This window comes from Sphaerospermopsis torques-reginae ITEP-024 (assembly GCF_019598945.1).
In the GTDB taxonomy this organism is placed as follows: Bacteria; Cyanobacteriota; Cyanobacteriia; order Cyanobacteriales; family Nostocaceae; genus Sphaerospermopsis.
On record NZ_CP080598.1, the window covers coordinates 3,282,784 to 3,301,086 of the forward strand.

The following is an 18,303-nucleotide window of genomic DNA, read 5'->3' on the forward strand; positions in this document are numbered from 1 at the left end:
GAGAGAATAAACCGACTTATAGCGGCTTCTGAAGCAGACTATCGTCAGCTATCAGCTTTCAAGGCTAAAATACAAAGAATGAGAACAAATACACAGAGTGTCAATTTCTTCAATTAATACTGCTAAATCTTTGTTTTTGCTGTTATAAAATGATTGCTGATTACTCATAGCTGAATGCTTATGTAAATTATCATATCTTTACCATACATTCAAGTTAGAATTAAATTTAAAGCTTCTTTTATAATCAATTCTTGGTCTATCATATTTTTTAAAGTTAATCCATCATAAATTCCCCCAAAAGCTTCTAAAGCAGCATTATCTAAAGCTCGATCATAAGCCTGTAACAAAATATCCTCTAGTTCTTCTTTGTTCAAATAATAACCTCCAGATTTGCGACGTTTGTTAACTCTAATAATTGCATCCGTAGCATTACGAATAGAAACATCCCAGGAATTAGTTGTGCGTTTTTCTGAATGTTGTTTAATTAAGTGAACTAACAAAATGACACAATAACTATAAATTTTATTAATTTTATCTTCTTTGCTCATTTCCTCTAATTCATCTATTAAATTTAGGGCAGCTTCTAAGTTGCCTGTAATAACTAATTCTCTGAGTTCTAATAATTCTTCCATAATTCACTGTGAAATTACTAATAAATGCTTACAATAAAATTAATAACTGCTCCTGACGGGGCGACAAACAAGGCTGAAAACAAGACGGTATAAAGAACGTAACGATTTATGGTAAAAAAAGATAGGTCAGCTATTGTCAATAAGACCAATAAGAATGAAAATGTTACCCTTATTCTATCAAAAGCACTTAAAAAGTCAATTGAGTTTAGCAGAATATCTGTTCCTCAAAATTTTGGTGAACATCTTACAGTCAATTAAAAATGTGAATTTAGAAAGGTTAGCGAATGGCGTACCGTTACCAATTAAATTTGAAAGTAGAAGAAAAAGAATACAAAGATTTTTATCATTACCAAATCTAACAATTGAAAAAATTTGGTTTCCCATTATTCAGGAATGGTTATCAATATACTTTACCAAGGAAAAAATAATTTATGTAGCAATTGATAGAACCAATTGGAATCGAATAAATTTATTTATGGTGAGTGTAATTTGGGATAAAAGAGCATTTCCCATATATTTTAAATTATTGCCAAAATTAGGGAACAGTAACATATCTGAGCAACAACAGTTATTAGCGAAAGTAATGCCACTTTTTCAAAACTATAAGGTATGTGTATTAGGTGATAGAGAATTTTGTTCAGTAAAACTCGCTAAGTACCTTCAGAGCTTGGGTGTATACTTTTGCCTGCGATTAAAAAAGAACGAATTTGTAGAATTTGAAAAAGATATTTTTTATGAGCTAAATAGTCTTGGTTTAGCACCGGGCGTATCGTTTTTTATTAAAGGCGTGAAGGTAACAAAGACTCGTGGTTTCATCAGTTTTAATGTGGCGTGTAAATGGAAGCGTAAAATCAACGGAGTATCACCCAAAGAAGGGTGGTTTATCTTAACCAATTTTGATAGTCTGGAATTAGCTATTGCTGCATACAAAAGGAGATTTGATATAGAAGAAATGTTTAGAGATTTCAAAAAAGGAGGCTACAATTTAGAAGAGACTAATGTAACTGGTGAACGCTTTATTTCTCTGGTTTTATTAATAGCAATTGCTTACTCTTCCGCAACAATTCAAGGTCAACAAATCAAACGTAAAGGAATACAGAAATATGTTTCCCGCATCAAAGAATATGGTCGAACAGAACGGAGACATAGTAGTTTTTATATTGGATTATATGGTCAAACTTGGGTTAATTTCAAGGAAATTTGTATGGATATGGTCATGGAATTAATGAGATTAAATCGCAATAAACGTAAGAATTATCAACAAGGTCTAAGAGCTATGAGGCTTATAGAGTCTGTCTTGTAGCTTATTTCGTCTCCCCTTCAGTAACTGCTCTCTTTTTCACTGTTAAAGAAAGCAGTTTTTCCCAAGTACCAAAATCGCCAAAATTAATAATCTAATCATCTTCCAGTTCAAGCTGTGCCACTGTCACTGCATTAAACGCGAAAGCAAAAACCAAAGGCATTGGAGATTTGAAAACAAAGGTATAAATCACAGATAAAATGGTAACCAATACCGCCGTTATTGACCAAAATAACTCATCATTTGTTAAACCATGTTGTTCTTTAATTACTCTCAAAACATTAACTGGAATTGGTTCTGGCATAACTCCCCCAGGAGGAAATGCCCAATAGTTACCACGACGTTCCATAAATAAATCTGTCCAGCCGTTTTCTATGCACCAAGCTTCGATCCATTCGATAGAGTAATGATTGATCATGAACATACAAATTCCACTTTTCTGTTTGAGTCGTCAATGAATATAGATTGAACAGAGATTCCTAACAAGCTAACAGATAGCTATAGAATTAACCCTAATGCCATAATAGTTAAATTAATCGAAAATTTGAGTGCAGTTGTTAATGTTGCTGCTCTTAGTCAACAGACTAGCAGGGAACAGAGATGGTTGGCAACAAAAGATAATAAACTTTACTTGAATTAATGAATATCAATAAATGTAAATTAAAAGATGAGTATTAGCTAACTTCTTCAGGAATAATTGATTTATCAAACTTTGGATAGAATTTAAAGCATCTTTCCCAGAAGACAAGAAAATCACATGAAAAAATATTAAGCAAAACCTATATCCTTCTCAAGAGAATGAGGTAAACTGAAATACATAAAATATTACAATTGGTTAAGAAATGATGTATTTGCGAAAAGGTTTAGCATTGCTTTTAGCGGTTATGATCTGGTGTGTAGCATTTCCAGCACTAGCAGCAACCTGGACTCATCCCCTATCATTTAGTAATGCAGAGTTGGGAAGACACGACTTTTCAGGACAAAATTTACAAGCTGCGGAGTTTTCTAACGCTAACTTAGAAATGGCTAACTTTACTGGTGCTGACTTGCGGGGAGCGGTTTTGAGTGCTTCCGTGATGACACAAGCAAATTTACATGGAGCAGATTTAACCAATGCGATGGTTAATGAAGTAAAATTAAATGGGGCTGATTTAAGTGATGCCGTTTTTTTAGAAGCTATTTTGCTGCGTTCCGTTTTTACTGATGTCAACATTGAAGGTGCAGACTTTAGTGATGCAATTTTAGATAGAGCGCAAATTAAAGAGCTATGTCAAAAAGCTAATGGTGTCAATTCTAAAACAGGTGTTAATACTCGTGAGTCTTTGGGATGTCGATAAAGCGTATTGGTATAATTGGTGGTGGACAACTGGCCTGGATGATGGGGGATGGATCGAAAAAACTAGGATTAGAATTAATAGTACAAACTCCTAGCAAAAGTGATCCCGCTGTATCTATTGCGAAGGATACCATTTTTGCCGCAGTTGATGATGCAGCAGCAACGGAAATTTTAGCTACAAAATGCGATGTCATCACCTTTGAAAATGAGTTTGTTAACTTAGATGCTTTATCTTTGTTAGAGAATAAAGGTGTTTGTTTCCGTCCCCGGTTAGCAGCTTTATCTCCTTTATTAGATAAATATCATCAACGTTGCTATTTTCGGGATTTAAAATTACCAGTTCCGCATTTTTTCGCTATCGAAAAATCAGAAATTTCTGAAAATATAGCTTCAAATATAGCTTCAAAAATAGAATATTTAGGATTTCCTGTAGTTCTCAAAGCTAGACGACATGGTTATGATGGCCAGGGAACTTTTATTATTCATGATTTGGCTACTTTGTCAACAGTAATAAATCAAAGTAATGCACAATTCTTAGTAGAAGCTTTTGTCCCTTTTACCAAAGAATTAGCTATAATTGCAGCGCGTTCTGTGACTGGGGAAATAGTCACTTATCCAGTGGTGGAAACCCAACAAAAACAACAAGTTTGTCGTCGAGTTATTGCACCAGCGGATATTACTCCCGAACAAGCAGCAGAAATTAATGCGATCGCTCATACAATATTAAACAGCTTAGATGTAGTCGGCGTTTTTGGCATTGAGTTATTTATCACCGCTGATGGTAAAATACTGATCAACGAAATTGCACCCAGAACTCATAACTCTGGACATTTTTCCCTAGATGCTTGTACAACTTCCCAGTTTGAACAACACCTGAGAGCAGTTGCTGGGTTATCTTTAACTGATACAAGTTTACATTGTGCTGGTGCTGTGATGGTTAACCTGCTAGGGTATGAAAAATCATACAGCGATTATGCACAGCAAAGACAAGAATTAGGGAAAATTCCCCATGCTTATCTGCACTGGTACGGGAAAAGCGAATCTCGTCCCGGTCGCAAACTCGGACACATCACAGTATTATTAGCACAGCAAAACCGAGATGCTATAGAGTCTATCATCCAAACCATAGAATCTATATGGTATCCTGGTTAGGTGACAGGTGACAGGTGACAGGGAAGATGGTTGAAAAATGACTGACAACTGAATCACAAAAAAATTTTCACCCCCCTCTACACAAATCGGTTTTCACAGTTATAATGAATTAGTTGCACTACGACGTTGGTGACTGCCCTCAAGTTTTTTGATCTATGTCTTTAACGAAAAGGGAACCAATTCGTTCTTGTGGCAGTAAACCGAGCTTGTACTCGGAAACTTTAAACAAGCAACACCCGTTCCCACCTGGTTTACCCAGGTCATAAACTTAGGTAAAACGGCGTTGTGGTGAACTCAAAAAGTTTTTAAAAACTAAAAACATTGAACTTTCATATCCCCGCTTTCTTTGAGAAGTCGGGGATAATTTGATTTTTGGAAGGTGAATGAGAATATACAGTGATCATAAAACTTAGACAGTCAAAGATTTTGAATTCTGTCACCTGTCACCTGTCACCTAATTTACTTCCTTTCTGCTATTCTCAATTTAGCAGAACGAGAACGCGGGTTATTTTTTATTTCCTCTTCTGTTGCAATAATCGGTTTTTTTGTCAATATTCTCAATAACTCCGAGTTTCTTAAACCATGTTTGACTATTCTATCCTCTAAACTGTGAAAACTGATAATAGCAATTTTTCCCCCAGTAACTAAACTTTGAGGTGCTTTTTCTATCAAAGTTTCCAATACTTTTAACTCATCATTAACCGCAATTCTTAAAGATTGAAAAACGCGAGTTGCAGGGTGTATTCTTCCATGACGATATTTAGGAGGAACAGAATAGAATATCTCATTTGCTAATTCTGTGGTAGTTTGAAAAGGACGCTTTTCTATAATTCTTCTAGCTATTTTCCGAGAAAGTCTTTCCTCACCATATTTAAAGAAAATATCCGCTAATTCTTGTTCATCCCATTCATTAATTATATCAGCAGCACTTAAAGATTGTTGCTGATTCATTCGCATATCTAAATTAGCAGTATTTCTAAAACTAAAACCTCTTTCTGGGTTATCTAAATGATATGAACTCACCCCCAAATCTGCTAAAATGCCATCATAAGTATTTGCAGGAAATTGAAAATTAGCAAAATTGCGATGAATAAAATTCACCCTATTTCCAAACTCTGTTAAATTTTCTTGTGCTGCTTTTAAAGCATCTAAATCTTGATCAACTGCTGTAATTTTTGTATTTTCAGCACTTTCTAATATTAACCGACTATGGCCACCACCACCAACTGTTAAATCTAAATAATGGCCATTTGGTTGAATATTTAAACCTGTAATTACTTCCTGACTGAGAACAGGAATATGGGAGAAAGTAAATTCATCTAAATCTAGGGGTGTTTGTAAATCTGATTGATTCATTAATTTATTGATATTGGGATTATTATTTGAGGAAAAATCATTGATAATTAAACGCAGATGAACGCAGATAATTTAATTGTACTAAGAAGCCAGTTTAGCATTAATAAAACTAAAAATCCTTTCTAATTCTAATAAACCAGCTAACTCTGCTTTTTCATCAGAATTTAGTAGATTTTCTTTATTCCTTTCTAAAAGTTCTTCTAAACGAACTTGTAAATCTTCTGTAAAAGAAAAAGGACGAAATTGATCTGCAAGATTCAGGTTTATTCCATTGGGTAGCCAAGATGAAGGCAGTTTCATTAATTCTTTCATAAATATCTACTGAAGCTACAATTTTAAGTTTATAGAAATGTTGGTGTTTTTTGCATTTTTATTAAACTTTGTAAATCAATTCCCCTCCAATCTTGGAACAATTGAGCAATTTCTTCTGGTGTTGTAAAATTATCTGTAAAGTATTCAAATTGACAACGATCAATATTGAGAAAAAAGCTCAAAAAGCTACAATGATCTTTTGCGCCAAATCCAAGTGGACAATCAACACGCCAATTATCTAGACTTGTTGCATATTCATAAATAATATCACATACATTGGCGATTTTACTAGAATATTTTTGACATAATTCTAATAATTTTCCAGGATTTTCACCAATTTCACAAAATAACTCTATTGCTTGATAGGTTAAATTTGTAGGACGATATTTATAATCAATTAATGATTCACAAATATCTAATGCTGCAGAAAATTTTTGTTCAGATGCTTGGTTCATTTTTAACTATTCTCCTTTATTTATCATTATAGACCAGGGATATTGCTTTTGAGCTATTTCATGAGCGTCTAATTGATTCATACCTTGATTAATTACTAAATCAGATTCTAGTCTTTAGTGATAAAAATTCCATGAATAAACTCATCAGGGTGTATAAAACCCTGATTTATTCATCCAATGTCTATTTATTATTTTGCTTTGTAATTGCTTGTTTTACCGCCTCGATATCTAACTCAAGTATACGCGCAATTTGTTCTACAGTTAGTCCCTCATTTAACAGTCTAGGAATGGTTTTTAACTTCGTTTCCAACTCTACTTTTAACTTCGTGTGTTCCTCAATTTCTTGATAAAATCGGGTTTTTTGCCATTCTGTTAATCCAAACATTGCTTCTAACTCCTGACGGCTATAGGATGAGAATTTGTAAACTAACATTCTTTCTACTAATTCTAAAAGATTTCTACTCTTGTCCGCATCTGCTTTATTCACCAAATTGATTAAACCTTTTGCTTGTTGAATAGCTTCCTCTTCAGGAGAAACTACTAATTTAATAATTTCTAAACCTATTGAAGATGATGTATCAACTATTTCATCTAAATAAATAACATGAATTAGCCCAGCAGTGAGTAAACTTTGATATGCTAAAGGTATTCCAGGATCAAGATCCCGATTTGCCCATAATACAACCGCTTGCCATGTTCTTTGAGGTTTATATTGGTTTAAGTACAGAAATGTTTCGGTAATTAATCGCCAGTATAAATTATCATCACTTTGGAATTGTACTTCTACAAAATAAATTGGATCTTGTGGGTATTCTGGTTTGGGTAAAAATAAGCCATCTATTCTTCGGGCTAATTCTTTGATTTCCACAGAGGAAAATTCGTAGTGTAAAGCCAATGTTGGTGACTGTTCTAGTAGTTCAAATAAAACACTAGGGAGATTTTGCAGTAGTGTGTAAAATATCGTGTCTGTTTTCATATTTTGTTGTTATGTTAACTCTTATTCTAACGGAAAACCCCCATATCCAGTAATAATTTTATCAACATTTCCCATAATATTAATTGTCTCCGATATGATAGAAATAATATTTTGATAATGCGTCAAATCATCAAAATTTAACTCTCTCCCTTTCCTATCTTTTAACCACTTTTGACAAACTTGATAACCACCTATATAAAAATTCCAGATTTGCGGAGGAACTTGATCAAAATACTGTTCAGAATTAATCCAAATTTGTTGATTATTTTCATTATATTTGACTTGTTCCACAATATTAGAACCCGCAATAGGATAAGTTGAAATTTCTGTTCCTGTGATTTTCATTAAATGTAACTGTACTAATTTATCACCTTTTGCTACCAATTCCCAAAAAAGCGCAGAATTAGAAGTTAGAGGAAGACGGGGAAAATCAATCTTTAAAAATTCCGCATAGCGTTGACGGTAAGCGGGAGAATGGAAAACAGCGTAAATGTAATTAAAAATATCCTCTGGTCCAAAGGTTTGTTTTTGATCTCCTTTTCCATCAACAATAAATTCTAATCCTAATTTTTGGGAAAATTCAGTAATAAACTCTGGGGATAAATTTGCTCTACGATTCATCCCCATCTCTTTTTCTGCTTGAGTTTCAGGATAGATATAAAGAGGAAAAACAAAACCATTATTTGATGTTTTAGGAGACATACAAATTACTTCAACAATATTTTGAGTTATTTGTATATGTTGAAAAAGTTCTCCTTTAGTCATGCGAGATGTGATAAAAGCTCTATTTTCTCCAGATATTAAATGACGCATAACCTGATTACGAGGCATACAATGAAAACCTCTGGATTTTCCCGTATAGTAAGTATATCTAATATCAAAAGGACGATATAAAATTTGAGAAACTAGCTCCTTAAAAGGTCCTATTTTACCTTTTGTTTCAGCATAAGGATGATTTCTTACGTCTTTTTGAGCAAATTCTACTTTCCAGTCTCGTGCATCCTTCCCTAAATCATATTTGATTCGTGCTTCATCAATGTCAACATGAACAAAATCTTTCAAAGTATCCCAAAGTTCTTTTTCTGTAAAATGAATAGTAAAATTATCCCGTGCTGTTACAATTCCCACACTATTAACAGACATTATATCTGTGATTTTTACAGCATTTTCATATTCAATTTTCACATCAATATTTTGAGGCTTAAATAAATAAAATGGTGTATTTGGTTCTAATTTTTCCCAAGCAGTAGATTGTAAATAATTTTCAGCTAACCAATGATACTTACCACCAACTAACTGCTTATTTTCATAAACTTCTCTCGAACCCCATAAATCAGCATGATAAACCTTTGCTAATTCTTTTTGACTATTTTTTTCTTTAGTTTGATATTTAATAAAAATTCCAATTGCTACACCTTGCTGAATATCAAAAACATTTTTATCTGGTGAACCATCAGGACAAACTTCTTTTTTCTTACTATTACCATGTAAATCTAAAACATAAATTTCATCAAAAGTTTTCATCAAACTTTGACGCATTCCCCGAAAAGTGGGATTATCTAAATAACCATGATTAGTAACAAAAGCTAAAACCCCATAACCTGTTTGTTCAATTCTCCACTGACCAAAACGAATAAATTTCACATAATCATCATTTAACCATTTAGGATTTCTCTCACCTAAAGATTTTCCATCTACTTCAAAATAACTATCTGTGGCACTATTATAAATAGTATCCTTACCATTTAAAAGATTTTTAATCCAATCACCTGTATTTACAGAATGTCCAGAATAGGGAGGATTACCGATAATTACCATAACTGGACTTTCTTGTTTAATTTGTTTTGCTGCTTCTGCTTCTTCTTTAATGCGAGAACCAAAACTAATCACTTGTTCTTCTAACTGAAAAGCTTCTTGTAAAGTATTAGTTAAATAAATCCTTAACCGTTCATCAGAACTAAAATCATAACCCAACTCTTGCAACTGTAAACCTAATTTCATATGAGCTACAGTATAAGGAGCAATCAATAATTCAAAACCAAATAAACGGGGTAATAAATGCTGACTCACATAACTTGACCACATCCCCTTTTGAGACTTAAAATTCTCATAAATATAATCAATAATCCTATACATAAAAGTTCCCGTACCCACAGCAGGATCGAGAATTAAAACTTGATGAGTTTCAATATCTCCCTCACCTTTTAAATTAGGAATTTTAATCTTTTTAGAATCAGCTAAACCCTTACTAATATTAAACTTATGTTTCAGAACATAATCCACACTTTTAATGATATAATTAACCACAGGTTCAGGAGTATAATAAACCCCTCTTGACTCCCGCATTTTTGAATCATATTCCGCCAAAAAAGTCTCATAAAAATGGACAACAGGATCTTCCCTACGGGTACGTTTACCAAAATCTTTAAGAATTTCCGCCATATCAGTTTGTTGCAGAATATTCGCTAAAGTATCTACCGCCCAAGTAATTCTCTCATCTAAATCAGGACCCGCAATTTGTCCAAAAATACTTCTTAAAAAAGGGTTAGTTTTTGGTAACTTAAAAGCTGCCGTTTCCCGTGAAAAAGTCTGCACATTATCAGTATTACATCTAGCTGCAAACAAACCATAACAAATAGTTTGAGCATACATATCCGCAAATTGTTCACCAGTTAAACCCTTAATTAACACCCGTTCAAAAGATTCTAACTGTTGACGTAACATACCCCCCTGATCATCATCATTTAACGCCGTTTTAATTGCATCTCTAATTAATTGAGCTAAAACAGCCATCCGTTTAGCTAAATCTTTGGGTGTTGTAATTTGAGGAACTTTGGTTAATAGAAACTGCCGGAAAAGTTGATCAACTTCATTAATACCATGATCATCAATTTTAATTGTTTTTCTTTTATAAATACTTCCCAAACAAGCAGATAACTTTAACTCACCTTGGACATACCAACGAAACTCCAAATAATCAGTTAAAATCAAATTACCCAAAGCATCAAAATAACGAAGCATTTGGGAAGTTTTTTCCACCTTCTTGAGCGTAACCCCAATATCCTTAGCCTCAATATGACCAACTTCCAAAACACCATTTTTTACCACAAAATCAGGCGCACCGCAAGCAATTCTTTTCGGTTCATTAATAGCTTGAATCCCCGAATCCAAAGACTCAATTAACTTCTTCAAAGCAGGACGATAACTATGCTCAGTAGCATTTTGACTTTGATAAACTTGACTAACTTCTTGAATATAAACCTGTAAATAATTCATAATAAAAACTCTTGCTTCTCTTACTTTGCGCCTTTGCGTCTTTGCGTGAGCCATAAAAATTAATTAGCCCAACCATAAAATAAATATATCTAAAAACCAGCAAAACTACCCAAACCTTAACAAAACTTAGATGCAAACAACACCACCCGTCAAAAATTCCCCCCACCCCACAACCAAAGAGAAAATAAAAAAACCAGACTCACAATTTCTTGAATCGCCAGATCCCTATAATAATTGAAGAAGCTAGACAAAATAAAACATCAAGTACAACTCCAAACCTGCTATCCTGACAAGCTGAAAATTAGCAGATGCGGTAAATCGTATCTGGTTAGCATCTTGGCGGTTCAATACAAACTGTTGACAACGGGAGAACACCAAATCTATGAGTAGAATAGAAACCCGCACTGAACCAATGGTGCTAAACATGGGTCCTCACCACCCTTCAATGCACGGGGTTCTGAGATTAATTATGACCTTAGACGGTGAAGATGTCGTTGACTGCGAACCAGTCATTGGTTATCTACACCGGGGGATGGAAAAAATCGCCGAAAACCGTTCCACCGTTATGTATGTTCCCTATGTTAGCCGTTGGGACTACGCTGCGGGGATGTTTAACGAAGCGGTGACAGTCAATGCACCAGAAAAATTAGCAGGTATTACAGTTCCCAAACGCGCTAGTTACATCCGTGTAATTATGCTGGAACTAAACCGCATCGCTAACCACTTATTATGGTTTGGTCCCTTCCTCGCGGACGTAGGCGCTCAAACTCCCTTCTTCTACCAGTTCCGGGAACGGGAAATGATTTATGATCTGTGGGAAGCTGCTACAGGTTATCGCATGGTAAATAATAACTATTTCCGTGTCGGTGGTGTAGCTGTTGACTTACCCTATGGTTGGGTAGATAAGTGTGAAGATTTCTGTGATTACTTTTTACCCAAGGTAGATGAGTATGAACGCTTAGTTACCAATAACCCTATTTTCCGCCGTCGTATCGAAGGTATTGGGACTATTACCCGTGAAGAAGCGATTAACTGGGGTCTTTCTGGTCCAATGTTACGCGGTTCTGGGGTGAAATGGGACTTGCGGAAAGTTGACCATTACGAATGTTACGACGATTTCGACTGGGATGTACAGTGGGAAACCGCAGGTGATTGTCTCGCTCGTTACATGGTGCGGATGCGGGAAATGCGGGAATCTGTGAAAATCATCAGACAAGCTATCAAAGGTTTACCCGGTGGTCCCTATGAAAACCTGGAAGCTAAACGGATGATGGCTGGACCCAAATCAGAATGGGATGCGTTTGATTATCAGTATGTTGCTAAAAAAGTTGCTCCCACTTTCAAAATTCCTACTGGTGAAATTTACTCCCGTGTAGAAAGCGGTAAGGGTGAACTGGGAATTTATTTGGTAGGTGATAATAATGTCTTCCCTTGGCGGTGGAAAATTCGCCCCGCAGACTTCAATAACCTGCAAATTCTCCCCTCTTTGTTACGTGGTGTAAAGGTAGCAGATGTTGTGGTAATTCTCGGTAGTATTGACGTGATCATGGGTTCTGTTGATAGATAAGCTTACCCATTACGTCATAGATAGTTTGATATTTATTTTAATATATAGAGATGTGGTTTATTGCATCTCTATATTTTTTTGTCTCTAAATATTAAGAAATTTAAATTTTTATAAAAAATAATAACTAAAGATTTCAAATAATAAAAAAAGTTTTGTTTCTTAATAAATTTTCATTTTTCAACAAAAATATTTTTTAATTTTAATGTTTTGCAAAAAATATCCAAGTAGAAGAATGTATAATTATAAAAATTCTTGAATTTGTAAATTAATTATTTTCTCTCAACTGGTTGATAAGCTACTATATAAATCAACACAATTTTTATGTAGTTTTTACCTGAAACCTGTGCATACACATTCTCAAGCTCGATGCGAAAGTATTCAGAATCAACATCAGAACCAACAACATATTGAAAAGGGATTACAAATCCTGCTCGAACGTCTGACAAAAAAGATCAATCGAGATAATTTAATCCGCAAAACCGTAAATCAAATTAGAGAAACATTACAGGTTGACCGCGTAGTTATTTATTATTTCTACGAGCAATGGCACGGTCAAGTAACTTTTGAATCTTTAAGTTCAAAAAAATTATCAATTTTAGGTTCAAAGGGAGCAGATAATTGCTTTAATGATGAATATGCGACTTTGTATTTAGATGGAAGAATCAGAGCGATCGCTGATATTGAATTAGAACCCATCCATCCTTGTCATCAAGATTTTCTACGTAGTATCCAAGTGCGTGCTAACTTAGTTGTACCAATTGTCATTTCCAGAGGTTTATGGGGTCTGCTAGTAGCTCATCAATGCCATAATCCTCGTGTATGGTCAAAAGCAGATATAGAAATGATGCAAAAAGGGGCGCAAACTTTAGCAACAAACTCTAAGATTTTAGAGAGTTAAAGAAAGTTAAATTTTCGATCTTTTATGGATTTCAACCCCGCACTGTATCAAACTATAGCCAGTTCTATTACTGCTAGTCCCCAAAAACGCATCACCTTCGCTGAATATATGGATCTGGTTTTATATCACCCAGAATATGGCTATTATTCCAGTAATGCAGTCAACATAGGTTTTCAAGGTGGTGATTTTTTTACCTCATCAAGTTTATGTGATGATTTTGGTGAATTACTGGCTATTCAATTGTACCAAATGTGGGAAAATTTAGATAGACCCAAACCTTTTTATTTGGTAGAAATGGGAGCAGGAATAGGTGTTTTAGCTTCCCAAATTCTCAATTATCTAAAAATTAATTATTCAGACTTTTTTGATGTCATAGAATATATTATTATTGAGAAATCACCCAGTTTAAGACAGGAACAACAGCAAAAATTACAGGAATTTTCTGTGCGCTGGTTAAACTTAGAAGAAATCAAACCTAACTCAATCATAGGTTGCTTTTTTTCTAATGAATTAGTTGATGCTTTTCCAGTGCATCAGTTTATTTTACAGGATGGGAAATTACAGGAAATTTATGTCACCACTTCCCAAGACCTAACCCCCCAACCCCCTTCCCTACAAGGGAATGGGGAGAATGATCATTCCCCTCACCTTGTAGGAGAAGAGTTAGGGGAGAGGTCAAATATTGAATTTATCGAAGTGGTTGGGGAAGCATCCACACCGCAGTTAGGCGAATATTTAGAGTTAGTGGGAATTGATATCAGCCAAAATGCTTATGAAGAAGGTTATCGTAGTGAAATTAATTTAGCCGCTTTGGACTGGTTGAGTATAGTGGCTGACTGCTTGCAGCGGGGGTATGTGCTAACAATTGATTATGGCTACCCTGCTAGTCGTTATTATCATCCCAGGCGATCGCAAGGTACTCTACAGTGCTACTACCAACATCGACATCATAATAACCCATACATCAACATCGGAAAACAAGATATCACCGCCCATGTTGACTTTACAGCTTTAGAAATCTGGGGAAAAAGGTGCGGTTTAAACAAACTAGGTTGGATACAACAAGGTTTATTTTTGATGGCCTTGGGTTTAGGAGAAAGAATAGCCGCCCTTTCCTATCAACAACAATCCATATCACAACTACTCAAACGCCGGGAAGCACTACACCAACTAATTTCCCCTGAAGGACTGGGTAATTTTGGGGTTCTCGTGCAAAGCAAAGGATTGACAGAAGCACAAAGCCAGCGATCGCTCCAAGGATTAACTATACCAGAGTAGAGGTGACTGGGGACTGGTGACTGGTTACTGGGTACTGGGGAGAATAAGATATTACTTCTTGACTCCTTACTCCTGACTCCTGACTCCTGACTCCTGACTTCTGATATCCGTCTTTCTTGGACTAGGATAACAGTGATTACTTCAAGTTAAAAACCTTAGCAAAGAAGCAACTATGAATACTCATGATTTGATTGTGCTTGTTACCCTACTTAGCCCCGGCATTTTACTGTCAGTTGTAATTATGGCAACTTTCGCCGCCGGAGGCTAATTTCTGGGGATTGGTGACTGGGGACTGGGGACTGGTGACTGGGGACTGGGAAGATAAATAACCCAATTACCAATTACCAATTACCAATTACCAATCACCAATTACCAATCACCAATTCCCTTATTTACCTACGATTTACCAAAGGAACGTGAAACATGAAGGTGGCATTTCTGGGAACTGGATTGATGGGACTACCGATGGCTCAAAGGTTATTAGCTGCCAATATAGAGCTAATTGCCTACAACCGCACCCCAGAAAAATTAGCACCATTACAAGCAGCAGGGGCAGCAATTGCCACAAAACCCCGTGAAGCAATTCGTTCTGCTGACTGTATAATTCTTATGCTATCTAACGCCGCAGCTATTTATCATGTCTTGCTCACAGATACTTCTTGGCATACTTTATCAGGACGCAGCATCATTCAAATGGGGACAACGACTCCCCAAGAAAGCCAAGAAATCAGAAATGCGGTAGTTGCGGCTGGTGGTGAATATATAGAAGCCCCTGTACTCGGTAGTATCCCAGAAGCGGAAACTGGCAAATTAATTGTCATGGTGGGTGGAGAAGAAGAACAATATCAACGCCATGTCAAATTATTGTCAAATTTTGGACCCGATCCTGTATACATAGGTCCTGTAGGATCAGCAGCATCCCTGACTTTAGCACTCAATCAACTCATTGCTTCCCTCACTACTAGCTTTGCCCTGAGTCTGGCTTTTGTCCAGTTGCAAGGCATTGATGTAGACTTATTTATGCGCGTCCTGCGGGACAGTAAACTTTATGCTCCTACCTTTGATCAAAACCTGAAACGGATGTTAGATGGCAATTATACCAAAGCCAACTTACCGACTAAACAGTTGATCAAAGAAATAGATTTATTTATCTCTGAAGCTAAATCCCTTGGTTTGAATCTCAGCAGTATTGAGGGTGTAAAACACATCTTACAGTCAGCAATGAAAATGTCCTATCCAGAAGATGACTATTCTTCTGTTTTCCCAGCTATCCGAGAATGGGGTGAGGCCAGCGGAGAGTAGGGGACTGGGGACAGGTGACAGGTGACAGGTGACAGGTGACAGTGAAGAAAGCAGGGGAGGCAGGGGGAGAATATTAACTTTTGCCTCTTGCCTCTTGCCTCTTGCCTTTTGCCTTTTATCTTTTGCCTTCTGTTCCCTGTTCCCTTAAAATGGAATGTCGTCTGGATCGGGTTCTGCTTCTGTCGTGGGTTGATAGGATGGAGGTGCAGAACTTACAGGTTGATAGACTGGTTCAGGGGTGGTTGGTTGGGGTGCGGGATTTGTAAATGTTGTAGTTGGGGTTTGTGCCGATCTGCTTGGTTGATGATTGACAATCTCTAGGGGACGTTGTGGTGCTGGTTGATTCGTTGGTACACCTTTGCTCACAGCATGGATTCGTTGTATTGTCAACTCAGCACGTTTTTCTTTAAATCCTTCGGGACGCTCAAAAGTATTCATCCCTAAGCGTCCTTCGAGAATTACGCGATCGCCTGGATGATAATTTTGATGGATTTCTTTTGCTAAGTTACCCCAACTTACCACTTTCAAAGGATGTGTTGGATCATCTGGGCGCAACCCCGCTACATGAACGATCATTTCTGTTATTTCCAACCCGTCTGGTGTGTGTCGCAGTTGGGGAGCATCATAAATTTCCGCCATTAAAATACAACTGTTCATAGTATTTCCCCCTAATAAATCACTCTTGACAATTTTTAGGAAATTAATTATCCCAATTTAGCTTAACAGTCAAACAGCACATAACAAAAGTCAAGGGAGAACGCTAAACAACATTCATAGTTGTCCACGCACTCCACCTGACCGGAACGAGCATTTAATTCTGCAATAGTACAAGTATACCATTAAATTGTTAAATCTGAACATGAACGGGAAAAACACCCAAAGCAATTAAACGGGCAGGAAGATCCCGTAAAATTGGTAGACGTAATAAAAAAGGCGGTTGAAAAGTTTGGTTTTCAGTGAGAATCGGGGCAAATATCCGCTTTTGGATCAATGTCTGAAATGCTTGAATTATCCTTGTAGGTAATTCTCGATGCTGCTGCACTTTTGCTAAATCGCTAATTTCAACATGATGATTTTTCAGAGGTTTACTCAGTATATTCGCTGTGACGACAGCATCCTGAATTGCATAATTAATACCCACGCCACCCACAGGCGACATGATATGGGCTGCATCACCGATCAGTAATAAACCCAAACGATACCAGCGTTTAACCAGACTAGACTCAACAGAGAGAAAAGCTATTTGTGACCAATCTTGTAAAATTTCTATGCGATTATTTAACTCTGGAACTACTTCAATGATAGAATTTTTGAAAGTTGCTAACCCAGCAGCACGCAATTTTTGATACCCACCTTTGGGGATGACATAACCAAGCTGCCATTCCTCACCCCGATCTAGCATCACCACAATTTTACCAGCACCGAAACGACCCATACCGCCGGCAAATTCTTCTGGTTGACGGGGAAGACGAAACCAAAGCACATCCATAGGTGGGGAAGTTTCTACGGACTCAAAACCGCCTAATTGTCTTAATTTGGAATAACGACCATCCGCACCTACTGTTAGTGTAGCTCGGACCTCATGCCAACCACCTTGACCACGATAACGTACACCTTGAACTACCCCATTTTCCGTAATTAATTCTTGGACATTTGCACCCAGGATTAAGGTAAAATTCGGGTACTGTTCGGCTTCTTGGGTGATAAAGTTCAAAAATCGCACCTGGGGTAGCATGACTATATAAGGATAGCGAGTGTTTAAATGACTAAAATCGGCTAAAGTAACCGTAGCGTCCGCAGTATGTACATTAAGACGGGACATTTTTGTATGGGGTAATTGTAAAATGCGATCGCTCAAATTTAACTCTTCCATGATCTGCATTACCGATGGGTGAATAGTATCACCCCGAAAATCTCGATCAAAATCCTGATGTGCTTCCAACAACACTACTGCAATACCCTGACGGGCTAATAGTAGAGACAATACAACCCCAGCCGGTCCACCACCAACAATACAACAATCCGTATTTTGGATATCTATAATTTCCTGTTCATTGTTCATAAAACCTCCTAAAAACAAAGCAGGAGAATTTCCAGGTTAGTAACTGCAACTTAATTACTACCTACCTACTTTTGCCATGCTATGCGAATAGCTTTCACCTATCTGTTAGGAGGTTTGTCATATTTTGTCACAAAATTTTACTTCTGTAATTTCACGGGAAAAACGGAAAAAATAGACAAATTTTTTACCCAATAGTGCAAAAACTCAGCTATAATTTATGGCTATCTGATACCTGTGCAGGAGCTTGACTAATGATAACTAACTTTACCCTTGATGAAGTTGCCAAAAATTTAGAGAAACATGAAAATTCTACTCGAATTAAAAAATTAATATACTGTGCTTGTAAAAATGATTGGCAGAATGATCAACATATCCTAGACAGATTTAAATTGGTTCTTCAG

16 protein-coding genes and 1 other RNA gene are annotated in these 18,303 nt (G+C 36.3%); 8 read left to right on the forward strand and 9 right to left on the reverse strand.

The genetic code is table 11. The annotated features are described in order from the left end of the window. Window positions 1-209 precede the first annotated feature (209 nt). Window positions 210-632 (reverse strand): DUF29 family protein, encoded by a 423-nt coding sequence (locus K2F26_RS15285; protein ID WP_220608508.1) that lies wholly within the window; start codon window positions 630-632, stop codon window positions 210-212. A gap of 160 nt (window positions 633-792) precedes the next feature. On the opposite strand from K2F26_RS15285, the gene K2F26_RS15290 reads away from it, so the two are divergent. Then, window positions 793-1,935: an IS4 family transposase gene (locus K2F26_RS15290; protein ID WP_220611721.1), complete on the forward strand. Its 1,143-nt coding sequence runs from the start codon at window positions 793-795 to the stop codon at window positions 1,933-1,935. A 91-nt stretch (window positions 1,936-2,026) separates the two neighbouring features. Here K2F26_RS15290 and K2F26_RS15295 read toward each other — a convergent pair whose 3' ends face one another. Then, the gene (locus tag K2F26_RS15295) at window positions 2,027-2,350 is read right to left on the reverse strand and encodes a slr1957 family protein (protein ID WP_220608509.1); all 324 of its coding nucleotides are present in this window, start codon (window positions 2,348-2,350) and stop codon (window positions 2,027-2,029) included. Window positions 2,351-2,777: 427 nt separating this feature from the next. Here K2F26_RS15295 and K2F26_RS15300 point away from each other — a divergent pair, with 427 nt between their 5' ends. From K2F26_RS15300 to ssrS, 3 genes are all read left to right on the forward strand, one after another. Then, complete coding sequence (locus K2F26_RS15300) at window positions 2,778-3,269, forward strand: pentapeptide repeat-containing protein (RefSeq protein WP_220611898.1); 492 nt, start codon at window positions 2,778-2,780, stop codon at window positions 3,267-3,269. Beyond that, window positions 3,266-4,420 (forward strand): 5-(carboxyamino)imidazole ribonucleotide synthase, encoded by a 1,155-nt coding sequence (locus K2F26_RS15305; RefSeq protein WP_220611897.1) that lies wholly within the window; start codon window positions 3,266-3,268, stop codon window positions 4,418-4,420. The genes K2F26_RS15300 and K2F26_RS15305 overlap by 4 nt, the downstream gene beginning before the upstream one ends. 112 nt (window positions 4,421-4,532) lie before the next feature. Further along, a non-coding RNA gene (ssrS, locus tag K2F26_RS15310) (6S RNA) lies at window positions 4,533-4,716 on the forward strand. Between the two features lie 163 nt (window positions 4,717-4,879). On the opposite strand, the gene rsmH is transcribed toward ssrS, so the two are convergent. The 5 genes from rsmH to K2F26_RS15335 form a co-directional block, all read right to left on the reverse strand. Further along, entirely contained in the window at window positions 4,880-5,776 is an 897-nt protein-coding gene (gene rsmH, locus K2F26_RS15315; RefSeq protein ID WP_220608510.1) for a 16S rRNA (cytosine(1402)-N(4))-methyltransferase RsmH, read from the reverse strand. Between the two features lie 81 nt (window positions 5,777-5,857). Then, window positions 5,858-6,088, reverse strand: coding sequence for a hypothetical protein (locus tag K2F26_RS15320; protein ID WP_220608511.1), 231 nt, complete (start codon window positions 6,086-6,088; stop codon window positions 5,858-5,860). Between the two features lie 29 nt (window positions 6,089-6,117). Then, window positions 6,118-6,543: a hypothetical protein gene (locus K2F26_RS15325; protein WP_220608512.1), complete on the reverse strand. Its 426-nt coding sequence runs from the start codon at window positions 6,541-6,543 to the stop codon at window positions 6,118-6,120. Between the two features lie 181 nt (window positions 6,544-6,724). After that, on the reverse strand, window positions 6,725-7,519 hold the full coding sequence (locus K2F26_RS15330) for an Rpn family recombination-promoting nuclease/putative transposase (protein ID WP_220608513.1): 795 nt from the start codon (window positions 7,517-7,519) through the stop codon (window positions 6,725-6,727). A 21-nt stretch (window positions 7,520-7,540) separates the two neighbouring features. Continuing rightward, window positions 7,541-10,849 carry a type ISP restriction/modification enzyme gene (locus K2F26_RS15335; protein ID WP_246605378.1) on the reverse strand — a complete coding sequence of 1,103 codons (3,309 nt, stop codon included), beginning with the start codon at window positions 10,847-10,849 and terminating at the stop codon, window positions 7,541-7,543. 328 nt (window positions 10,850-11,177) lie between these two features. Here K2F26_RS15335 and K2F26_RS15340 point away from each other — a divergent pair, with 328 nt between their 5' ends. The 4 genes from K2F26_RS15340 (at window position 11,178) to K2F26_RS15355 (ending at window position 15,840) form a co-directional block, all read left to right on the forward strand. Continuing rightward, window positions 11,178-12,362, forward strand: a complete 1,185-nt coding sequence (locus tag K2F26_RS15340; protein WP_220608514.1) for an NAD(P)H-quinone oxidoreductase subunit H — start codon at window positions 11,178-11,180, stop codon at window positions 12,360-12,362. A gap of 343 nt (window positions 12,363-12,705) precedes the next feature. Continuing rightward, window positions 12,706-13,260: a GAF domain-containing protein gene (locus K2F26_RS15345; RefSeq protein ID WP_437441033.1), complete on the forward strand. Its 555-nt coding sequence runs from the start codon at window positions 12,706-12,708 to the stop codon at window positions 13,258-13,260. A gap of 24 nt (window positions 13,261-13,284) precedes the next feature. Next, window positions 13,285-14,538 carry a class I SAM-dependent methyltransferase gene (locus K2F26_RS15350; protein ID WP_220608515.1) on the forward strand — a complete coding sequence of 418 codons (1,254 nt, stop codon included), beginning with the start codon at window positions 13,285-13,287 and terminating at the stop codon, window positions 14,536-14,538. A gap of 423 nt (window positions 14,539-14,961) precedes the next feature. Further along, entirely contained in the window at window positions 14,962-15,840 is an 879-nt protein-coding gene (locus tag K2F26_RS15355) for an NAD(P)-dependent oxidoreductase (protein WP_194060114.1), read from the forward strand. Between the two features lie 144 nt (window positions 15,841-15,984). Here K2F26_RS15355 and K2F26_RS15360 read toward each other — a convergent pair whose 3' ends face one another. Both K2F26_RS15360 and K2F26_RS15365 read right to left on the reverse strand, forming a co-directional pair. After that, on the reverse strand, window positions 15,985-16,497 hold the full coding sequence (locus tag K2F26_RS15360; protein ID WP_220608516.1) for a single-stranded DNA-binding protein: 513 nt from the start codon (window positions 16,495-16,497) through the stop codon (window positions 15,985-15,987). Between the two features lie 190 nt (window positions 16,498-16,687). Then, window positions 16,688-17,902: an FAD-dependent oxidoreductase gene (locus K2F26_RS15365; RefSeq protein ID WP_220608517.1), complete on the reverse strand. Its 1,215-nt coding sequence runs from the start codon at window positions 17,900-17,902 to the stop codon at window positions 16,688-16,690. Between the last annotated feature and the right edge of the window lie 401 nt (window positions 17,903-18,303).

Coding starts and splice junctions, on each gene's coding strand:
- K2F26_RS15285 (WP_220608508.1), bottom strand. CDS start 632: ATGGAAGAATTATTAGAACTCAGAGAATTAGTTATTACAGGCAACTTA.
- K2F26_RS15290 (WP_220611721.1), top strand. CDS start 793: ATGTTACCCTTATTCTATCAAAAGCACTTAAAAAGTCAATTGAGTTTA.
- K2F26_RS15295 (WP_220608509.1), bottom strand. CDS start 2,350: ATGATCAATCATTACTCTATCGAATGGATCGAAGCTTGGTGCATAGAA.
- K2F26_RS15300 (WP_220611898.1), top strand. CDS start 2,778: ATGTATTTGCGAAAAGGTTTAGCATTGCTTTTAGCGGTTATGATCTGG.
- rsmH (WP_220608510.1), bottom strand. CDS start 5,776: ATGAATCAATCAGATTTACAAACACCCCTAGATTTAGATGAATTTACT.
- K2F26_RS15320 (WP_220608511.1), bottom strand. CDS start 6,088: ATGAAAGAATTAATGAAACTGCCTTCATCTTGGCTACCCAATGGAATA.
- K2F26_RS15325 (WP_220608512.1), bottom strand. CDS start 6,543: ATGAACCAAGCATCTGAACAAAAATTTTCTGCAGCATTAGATATTTGT.
- K2F26_RS15330 (WP_220608513.1), bottom strand. CDS start 7,519: ATGAAAACAGACACGATATTTTACACACTACTGCAAAATCTCCCTAGT.
- K2F26_RS15335 (WP_246605378.1), bottom strand. CDS start 10,849: ATGGCTCACGCAAAGACGCAAAGGCGCAAAGTAAGAGAAGCAAGAGTT.
- K2F26_RS15340 (WP_220608514.1), top strand. CDS start 11,178: ATGAGTAGAATAGAAACCCGCACTGAACCAATGGTGCTAAACATGGGT.
- K2F26_RS15350 (WP_220608515.1), top strand. CDS start 13,285: ATGGATTTCAACCCCGCACTGTATCAAACTATAGCCAGTTCTATTACT.
- K2F26_RS15355 (WP_194060114.1), top strand. CDS start 14,962: ATGAAGGTGGCATTTCTGGGAACTGGATTGATGGGACTACCGATGGCT.
- K2F26_RS15360 (WP_220608516.1), bottom strand. CDS start 16,497: ATGAACAGTTGTATTTTAATGGCGGAAATTTATGATGCTCCCCAACTG.
- K2F26_RS15365 (WP_220608517.1), bottom strand. CDS start 17,902: ATGAACAATGAACAGGAAATTATAGATATCCAAAATACGGATTGTTGT.